Here is a 7,631-nt window from a genome sequence, read left to right as displayed (position 1 = left end):
GACCAGTACGTCGAACTCGCCCGGCGGCGCAAGGACAAGGTCTTCGTCATCCTCGCGGAGTTCGGCGACCAGGCCGACCCCCGCTTCGGCGGCACCCCCGGCCCCCTGCACAACACCATCGGCAAGCCCACCCGGGACGACAACCACACCCTCTGGCGCAAGGACTTCGACAAGGACTACTACCGGCAGCAGTTCTTCTCGCCCACGCCCGGCTCGGCGTCCATGCGGGCCTACTACAACCTCCAGTCCTCCGGCCGCTACGACATCGACGGCACGGTCACGGACTGGGTCAAGCTCCCCTACAACGAGGCCCGTTACGGCACCGACACGTGCACCGAGGCCGGCCAGTGCCGCACCAACTGGGACCTGGTCCGCGACTCCACCACCGCCTGGTACGAGTCCGAGCGGGCGAAGGGCCGCACCCCCGACCAGATCAAGGCCGAACTGGCCCAGTACGACGTGTGGGACCGCTACGACGCCGACCACGACGGGAACTTCGACGAACCCGACGGCTACCTCGACCACCTGGTCGTCGTCCACGCGGGCAAGGACCAGACCTGGGGCGGCGGCGCCCAGGGCAAGGACGCGATCTGGGCGCACCGCTGGTTCGCGTACTGGAACCAGGCCGGCAGCGCGGGCCCGGAGGGCAACAAGGCCGGCGGCACCCCGGTCGGCGACACCGGGATCTGGGCCGGCGACTACCTCACCGGCGGCGAGAACAGCGGAGCGGGCCTCTTCTCCCACGAGTTAGGCCACGACCTGGGCCTCCCCGACCTCTACAGCTCGGACGGGGACAACGGCGTCAACTTCTGGTCCCTGATGTCCTCGGCCTCCTACCTGGGCAAGGGCCCCAACACCACGGGGCAGTTCCCCGGCGACCTGGACCCGTGGAGCAAGCTCCAGCTGGGCTGGCTGGACTACACGGAGGCCGAGGCGGGCCGCAGGACCCGCGCCACCCTCGGCGTCTCCGGCTACAACACCGACGACCCCCAGGCCCTCCTGGTCCACCTCACGCCCTCCACCACCCGCACCGAGCTCACCGACCCCTACGAGGGCGCCCGCCAGTGGTGGAGCGGCACCGGCGACTTCATGGACAACACCCTGACCCGCCCGCTGGACCCCGCCGCCGGCCCGGCCACCCTCACGGCCCGCGTCTGGTACGACCTGGAACAGGACTTCGACTTCCTCACGGCGGAGGCCTCCACGGACGGCGGCAGGACCTGGACCCCCCTCCCCGGCACCCTGGACGGCACCCCGATCCCCCCGAAGGGCATCTCGGGCACCTCACAGTCCTGGACCACCCTCAGCATCCCCCTCCCCACCCCCAGCACCCACCTCCGCCTCCGCACCACCTCCGACAGCAACACGCACGGCCGCGGCGTCACCCTCGACGACGTCCGCATCACGGCGGCCGACGGCCGCACCCTCCTCCAGGACGGCGCCGAGCAGGGCGACAACGGCTGGACCCCGCTCAAGTGGTCCCGCACGGAGGGCCGCACCGGCACCACCGAGCACCCCCGCGCCTACTTCGCCGAGAACCGCCGCCACACCGGCTACGGCTCCTTCCTCAAGACGGGCCCCTACAACTTCGCCTCCACCGACCAGCGGGTGGAGTTCTACCCCTACCAGCAGGGCGTCCTGCTCTGGCTCTGGGACACCGCGTACAGCGACAACACCACCAAGGCCCACCCGGGCAACGGCCTCGTCCTCCCGGTCGACGCCCGCCCGGCCCCCCTCCGCTTCCCGGACGGCAGCCCCCTGAACGCCCGCGCCCAGACCTTCGACGCCCCCTTCTCGACCCGCCCGACGGACCGCATCACCCTCCACAAGCCGGGCACCTCCCTGACCGTCCCCTCCCGGCCGGGCGTCCGCGTCTTCGACGACCACCGCGACACGTACTGGAACCCGGACCTCCCCCAGCTCGGCGTCAAGGTCCCGGACACCGGCACCCGCATCGAGATCACCAAAGAAACGAACACCCACACCACCCTCCAGCTCACCCCCTCCCCCTGACCCCGCCCACACACACGAGTGCCCCGCCGGACCTTCCCGGCGGGGCACTCGTCATTCACCTCTCACCACACACCACTCACCCGATCGCGCGGGCGGTGTTCCAGTCGTCCTCCTCGACCCGCCAACCGTTGCCGACGGCGGTCCGGCCTCCGTAGAAGAGGTGGAGGGTGCCGTCGTTACGGGTGGCGTAGAAGTCGGGAATACCGTCGTCGTTCACGTCGGGGGTGCCGAAGACCTGGACCGACCCGCTGGGCCGTACGTCGGCCATCGAGTACGCGACGTCGACCGACCTCACCACGTGGACCAAGACCTCCTACGCCTACGACGTCCGCAACAAGCTGTCGCAGGTCACCGACGCGGCCGGCAACAAATGGACCTACGGCTACGACGTCCGCGGCCGCAAGACGTGGTCCGAGGACCCGGACACGGGACGCTCGGAGTTCGGCTACGACAACCTCGACCAGCAGCTCTGGGCGAAGGACTCCAGCGGCCGCACCCAGTACACGACGTACGACGTCCTCGGCCGCACGACCGAGCTGCGTGACGACGCCCCCAACGGGCCGCTCGTCGCGTCCTTCACCTTCGACACCCTGCCGGGCGCAAAGGGCCGGCCTGTCGCCTCGACTCGCTACGAGGGCGGTGCGGCGTACACGAGCGAGGTCACCGGCTACGACGCCGAGTACCGCCCGACCGGCTCGAAGATCACGATCCCGAACGTCCCCGCGACCAAGGGCCTGGCCGGCACCTACGCCTACAGCACCACCTACACGCCGACCGGCAAGGTCCAGTCGACCACCCTCCCCGCCACCCCGGGAGGCCTGGCCGCCGAGAAGCTGGTCACCCGCTACAACGCGGACGGCCTGCCACAGACCCTGTCCGGGCTGAACTGGTACACCGCCGACGTCAAGTACAGCCCGTTCGGAAACGTCCTGCGCACCGCGACCGGCAACGCGCCGAACCGGGTCTGGACGACGACCCAGTACAACCAGAACACCGGGCAGGTCACCAACCAGATCACCGACCGGGAGACCGGCGGCCCCAACCGCATCAGCGACGTCTCCTACGCCTACGACCCGGCGGGGAACATCACCTCGATCACCGATTCCCAGCCCGGCGGCCGGGAGGACCGCCAGTGCTACGCCTACGACCCGATGGGCCAGCTCACCAAGGCCTGGACGGGCAAGACCGCGTCCTGCACGGGCCCCAGTCTGGCCGACGTCACGCCCGGTCCGGACGGTGACGGGTTCTGGCAGGAGTACCAGTTCGACGCGATCGGCAACCGCACCAAACTGGTCAACAAGGACCTCACCAACAGCGCGCTGGACGACGAGACCACCTACACCTACGGCGTCACCATCGCCACCAACGGCGCCCAGCCTCCGCTGAAGACCCAGCCGCACGCCCTGTCCAAGGCCGAGAAGACCACCCGTAACCCGGGCTCCACGGTCACCTCCCTGTCCACCTACGAGTACGACGCCTCCGGCAACACCAAGAGCCGGCGCATCGACGGCGACACCCAGACCTTGAACTGGGACCGCCGCAACAAGATCACCTCAGCGGGCAGCCCCGGCATCGGCGCCGTGTCCGTCATCGGCGCCTCCGGCAAGTGCATCGACGTCGAGAGCGGCGGAACGGCTGACGGCACCCCCGTACAAATCTACCCCTGCAACGAGACCAAGGCCCAGCAGTGGCGCCTCACCGGCGACACCGTCCGCGCCCTGGACAAGTGCCTGACCACCAGCGGCAGCAAGCTGGTCCTGGCCACGTGCGACGGCACCGACAAGCAGAAGTTCGTCCACCGCGCCGGCGACAAGTCCCTGAACAACCCGGCGGCCAGCCAGTGCGTGGACGTCCCCAACAACGCCGCCGACGGCACCGACCTCCAACTGTGGCCCTGCAACGCCACCGGCCCCCAGCAGTTCACCTTCGACAACACCACCACGTACGTCTACGACGCCGGCGGCAACCGCCTCATCGAGGAAACCGGCAGCTCCCGCACCCTCTATCTCGGCGAAGCCGAGATCACCGTCAACAAGGCCGGCCAGGCCATCGACGCCGTCCGCTACTACAGCGGCGCCGGCGCCACCACGGTCCGCCGCACCACCGGCAGGGCCGACAACCACCAGCTCACCGTCCAGCTCGCCGACCACCACGGCACCGCCACCACGTCGGTGGAGCAGACCGCCGGGCAGGCGATCACCCGCCGCAAGTCCGACCCGTACGGCAACCCCCGCGGCACCCAGCCCGGCAACTGGGCCGGCAGCCGCGGCTTCCTCGGCAGCGGCATCGACGACACCAACACGGGCCTGACGCACATCGGCGCCCGCGAATACGAAGCCACCACCGGCCGCTTCATCTCCGTCGACCCGATCATCGACATCACCAACCCGACGCAGATGAACGGGTACTCCTACGCGAGCGCCAACCCGGTCAACCTCAGCGACCCGACGGGCCTGATCGAGACCGACTGCAAGAACGGCCACTGCGGCGGCCACTACAACCCGCGCGACGACAACCTCCCGGTGGGTCACCCGGACCGACCCACTCCCATCCGCGGCGACTACAACAGCGCGTACACGGAACGCGACAAGGTCGCTACGCCCTACTACGGCTCCAGGGCGGGCACTGGACCCTCGGTGTCGAGGTCCTCGACACCGAAGAAGGCGGCGAGTTGCAGCCTTCTCTCCCTGTGCTCCATGCGCAAGGCCGTCGACACCGGCAAGAAGTTCTGGCATGAGAACAAGATCGCTATCGTCTCCATCGCCACCGAGATCGTGGTCGGAGTCGCCTGCGTTGCCGCCGCCGGAGCGGCAGGTGTCGCTACGGGCGGAGTGGGCTTCGCAGCAGCAGCCGGCTGCGGAGCGATCGCAGGCGCCGCGGGAGCGGCAGTCGCCAACTATATGGACCCAAAAGCTGACCACAGCATCCTGGGCAGCCTCAAGGACATGGCGACAGGGGCCCTTTGGGGCGCCGCGGGCGGGGTCCTCGGCGCAGCAGCCGGCCCGGCCCTCGCCGCAGCGGGCAAAGCCATCGGCAAGGGCGTGGGCCAGGCCATCTCCAAGATCGGCTCAAAGCTCGGCGGCAAGGGCGGGTGCGCCACCCGCAACAGCTTCGCCGCAGGCACCTTGGTCGTCATGGCCGACGGCTCGTCCAAGCCGATCGACGACCTGAAGCCGGGCGACAAGGTGCTCGCCACCGACCCGGAAACGGGTGAAACGGCGGCGAAGGACGTAACGGCCACCATCCTCGGCGAAGGCAGCAAGAACCTCGTCGAGGTCACAGTCGACACCGATGGCGACGCCGGCACGGCCACGGACCTCATCACGGCCACCGACAAGCACCCCTTCTGGGCGGTCGACCTGGCGAAGTGGGTGGACGCCACCGACCTCCAGCTGGGCCAGTGGCTCCGCACCAGCGCCGGCACCCACGTCCAGGTCCGGGCCGTCAAGCGCTGGACGACCCAGGCGGCAGTCCACAACCTCACCGTCGCCGACCTCCACACGTACTACGTGCTGGCGGGGGTCACACCAGTACTCGTTCACAACAGCAACTGCGGCATTGATGACGCAACGACGCTGTATCGCTTCGGAAGTGGCCCCGAAACCACGGAGAGGCTAGCGGCAGACGCCGCCAACGCCGAAAAGCATGATTTCCCCCATGGGATTTCGACATCAACTAGGCTACCTCCGAAGATCAAGGAATCCGGAGAGTATCGTTCCACAACGGCAGGTGCGCTGAGAGAGAGGGGATTCAGGGTGGAGCAGACAGGGAAAAACAAGGCGCACCACACAGTCCATCTCCCAAAGCCTGTGACGAATCAGGTGACGGATTCACTGAATGAGCTATTCGGGAGCCCTGGATGAGCGACCAGTTCGCCGCAGAGCGTGCAGTGGTCCTGGATCCCTCTGCTGACCTCGCAGACAGAGTTGCCGCGCTAGTCCAACTCTCAGCCTTGAACGCCGAACGAGCCATTCAAGTTGCGATCAGCGTGACTGAAAATTGCGATGAATCTCCGAGCGTCCTAGCCGCCATGGGAGAAGAGATTGCTCGAATCAGTTCGAAAACTCGCTGGCTCACAGAGTTTGAGGTCAGGAACATGAGAGACGTGGCCTTTGACGCCTATTGCGAACACCTCAAGTGATTCCAGGTGCGCGGCGCTGGGAGCCGGCTTGATCAACCGCTTGATCTTGACTGAGCGGTAGGAACCTTGCGGCCACCCAACGCACACGGCGGCGTATCGTCGCCCTCGCCAAGCTGTAATGGGCGGGGCCGATACAGGCTCTGACGGCAGTAGTTGACGGCCGCGGCGGCGAACAACCGGGTTGTTCGCCGCCGCGGCCCCTGCCATGGGCCGGCCCAGAGCCCGCGCGGATTACGAGAGTCCGACTGATCAACGGTGTGAGGGCGGACACGTGCCGGTCGGGAACCCTGTCGGTGTGGAGGCCGTTGGGCGTTGGGGGTAGTGGCGATCTTCGGGAGTGGGCATGACGGGCAGGGCCGTGCGGGTGTGTGTGCTGGCCGGGGTCTGTTGTGCGGTCGTGGTTGCCGGGGTGGCCTTTGCGGTGGGGCGGTTCGGGACCGTGGCCGTGGGGGACGCCGGGCGCGGGAGTTACGTGCAGGGCGAGCGGGTGGGGGACCAGACCGCCGCCAAGGCCCTGGAGGGGCTCGTCGAGGGGGGTGGGGAGCGGACTGCGGCGGCTGAGGCCGGGTGGAAGGTGTCCGAGCCGCTCGAAGCGGGGGTGGTCGAGCCCGAGTCGGCCATCGGGGCGTTGTTCTCGCCCGGGATGGACTGGGACGACGAGCACCACTGTTCCGGGAGCGTCGTGCATTCCGCCGGCGGGGACCTCGTCGTGACCGCCGCGCACTGCGTGTACGCGCGGGGGTTCCGGACCAATCTGGCGTTCGTGCCCGGGTACGCCGAGGGGAAGGCGCCGTTCGGGGTGTGGGTGCCGACGCGGATCGACGTGGATCCGCGGTGGGTAGAGTCTGCGGATCCCGATTATGACGTGGCGTTCATCCGGGTGCGCCGGCCCGGGCATGTCGGGCAGCGGCTGGAGGACGTCACCGGGGGGCACCCCGTGCGGTTCGGGCAGCAGCTGCCCGCCCCCGCCCGGCTGGTGGGGTACCCCAACGACGCCGAGCAGCCGCTGGGGTGCGCCAACACGGCCGTGGCCGCCGGGTCCACGCAGCTGCGGCTGGACTGCGCGGACGTGCCCAACGGCACCAGTGGCGGCCCCGTCCTGACCGCGGCCGGAACCCTGATCGGGGTGATCGGCGGCCGCGATGGAGGCGGGGACGAGGTGACTTCGTACAGCAGTTACTTCGGGGGCGGGGTGCGCGAGCTGTACGAGCGGGCCGTCCGGGACTAGGGGGTGTGGTGCGGTGGGTAGGCCGTCGTCGTGCGGGGTGAGGTGGGCAGGCGCCACTTCGACAGGACGCGCAGCACCGTGCTCGGGGCGAGCAGGGTGTTCGGCGGGGTGGAGAGGGACAGGACGCCGAAGAAGGGGGCCGAGAGGGCGGGGTCGGAGTTGGCCCCTGCCATGACGCGGGACATGTACGCCTGGAGGACGCGGGTCGCGCGGTCCGGGGGCGGGCCCTCGGTGCCCGGGTAGCGCAGG

General features: G+C 69.0%; 4 protein-coding genes and 2 pseudogenes. 4 read left to right on the top strand and 2 right to left on the bottom strand.

What is annotated here, in order from left to right; genetic code table 11:
- Positions 1-2,013: immune inhibitor A domain-containing protein (locus SSNG_RS28010; protein WP_007267302.1), on the top strand; the 2,013-nt coding region annotated here is incomplete at its 5' end.
- A gap of 76 nt (positions 2,014-2,089) precedes the next feature.
- On the opposite strand, the gene SSNG_RS42365 is transcribed toward SSNG_RS28010, so the two are convergent.
- Complete coding sequence (locus SSNG_RS42365) at positions 2,090-2,230, bottom strand: hypothetical protein (RefSeq protein WP_165365030.1); 141 nt, start codon at positions 2,228-2,230, stop codon at positions 2,090-2,092.
- 7 nt (positions 2,231-2,237) lie between these two features.
- On the opposite strand from SSNG_RS42365, the pseudogene SSNG_RS28005 reads away from it, so the two are divergent.
- The 3 genes and pseudogenes from SSNG_RS28005 to SSNG_RS28000 all read left to right on the top strand — a co-directional run.
- Positions 2,238-5,876: pseudogene (locus tag SSNG_RS28005) on the top strand (ricin-type beta-trefoil lectin domain protein); the annotation flags it as partial.
- A complete protein-coding gene (locus tag SSNG_RS41320) occupies positions 5,873-6,154 on the top strand; it encodes a hypothetical protein (RefSeq protein ID WP_007267299.1) in 282 nt (93 codons plus the stop codon). The pseudogene SSNG_RS28005 and the gene SSNG_RS41320, both read left to right, overlap by 4 nt.
- Positions 6,155-6,563: 409 nt before the next feature.
- Positions 6,564-7,382 carry a trypsin-like peptidase domain-containing protein gene (locus SSNG_RS28000; RefSeq protein WP_241695133.1) on the top strand — a complete coding sequence of 273 codons (819 nt, stop codon included), beginning with the start codon at positions 6,564-6,566 and terminating at the stop codon, positions 7,380-7,382.
- Here SSNG_RS28000 and SSNG_RS42360 read toward each other — a convergent pair.
- A pseudogene (locus SSNG_RS42360) lies at positions 7,379-7,631 on the bottom strand (hypothetical protein); the annotation flags it as partial. The gene SSNG_RS28000 and the pseudogene SSNG_RS42360 overlap by 4 nt on opposite strands.

The sequence above is a fragment of the Streptomyces sp. C genome (genome assembly GCF_000158895.1).
GTDB lineage: Bacteria > Actinomycetota > Actinomycetes > Streptomycetales > Streptomycetaceae > Streptomyces > Streptomyces racemochromogenes.
This window is presented reverse-complemented; position numbering and strand designations above follow the sequence as displayed.

Coding starts and splice junctions, on each gene's coding strand:
- SSNG_RS41320 (WP_007267299.1), top strand. CDS start 5,873: ATGAGCGACCAGTTCGCCGCAGAGCGTGCAGTGGTCCTGGATCCCTCT.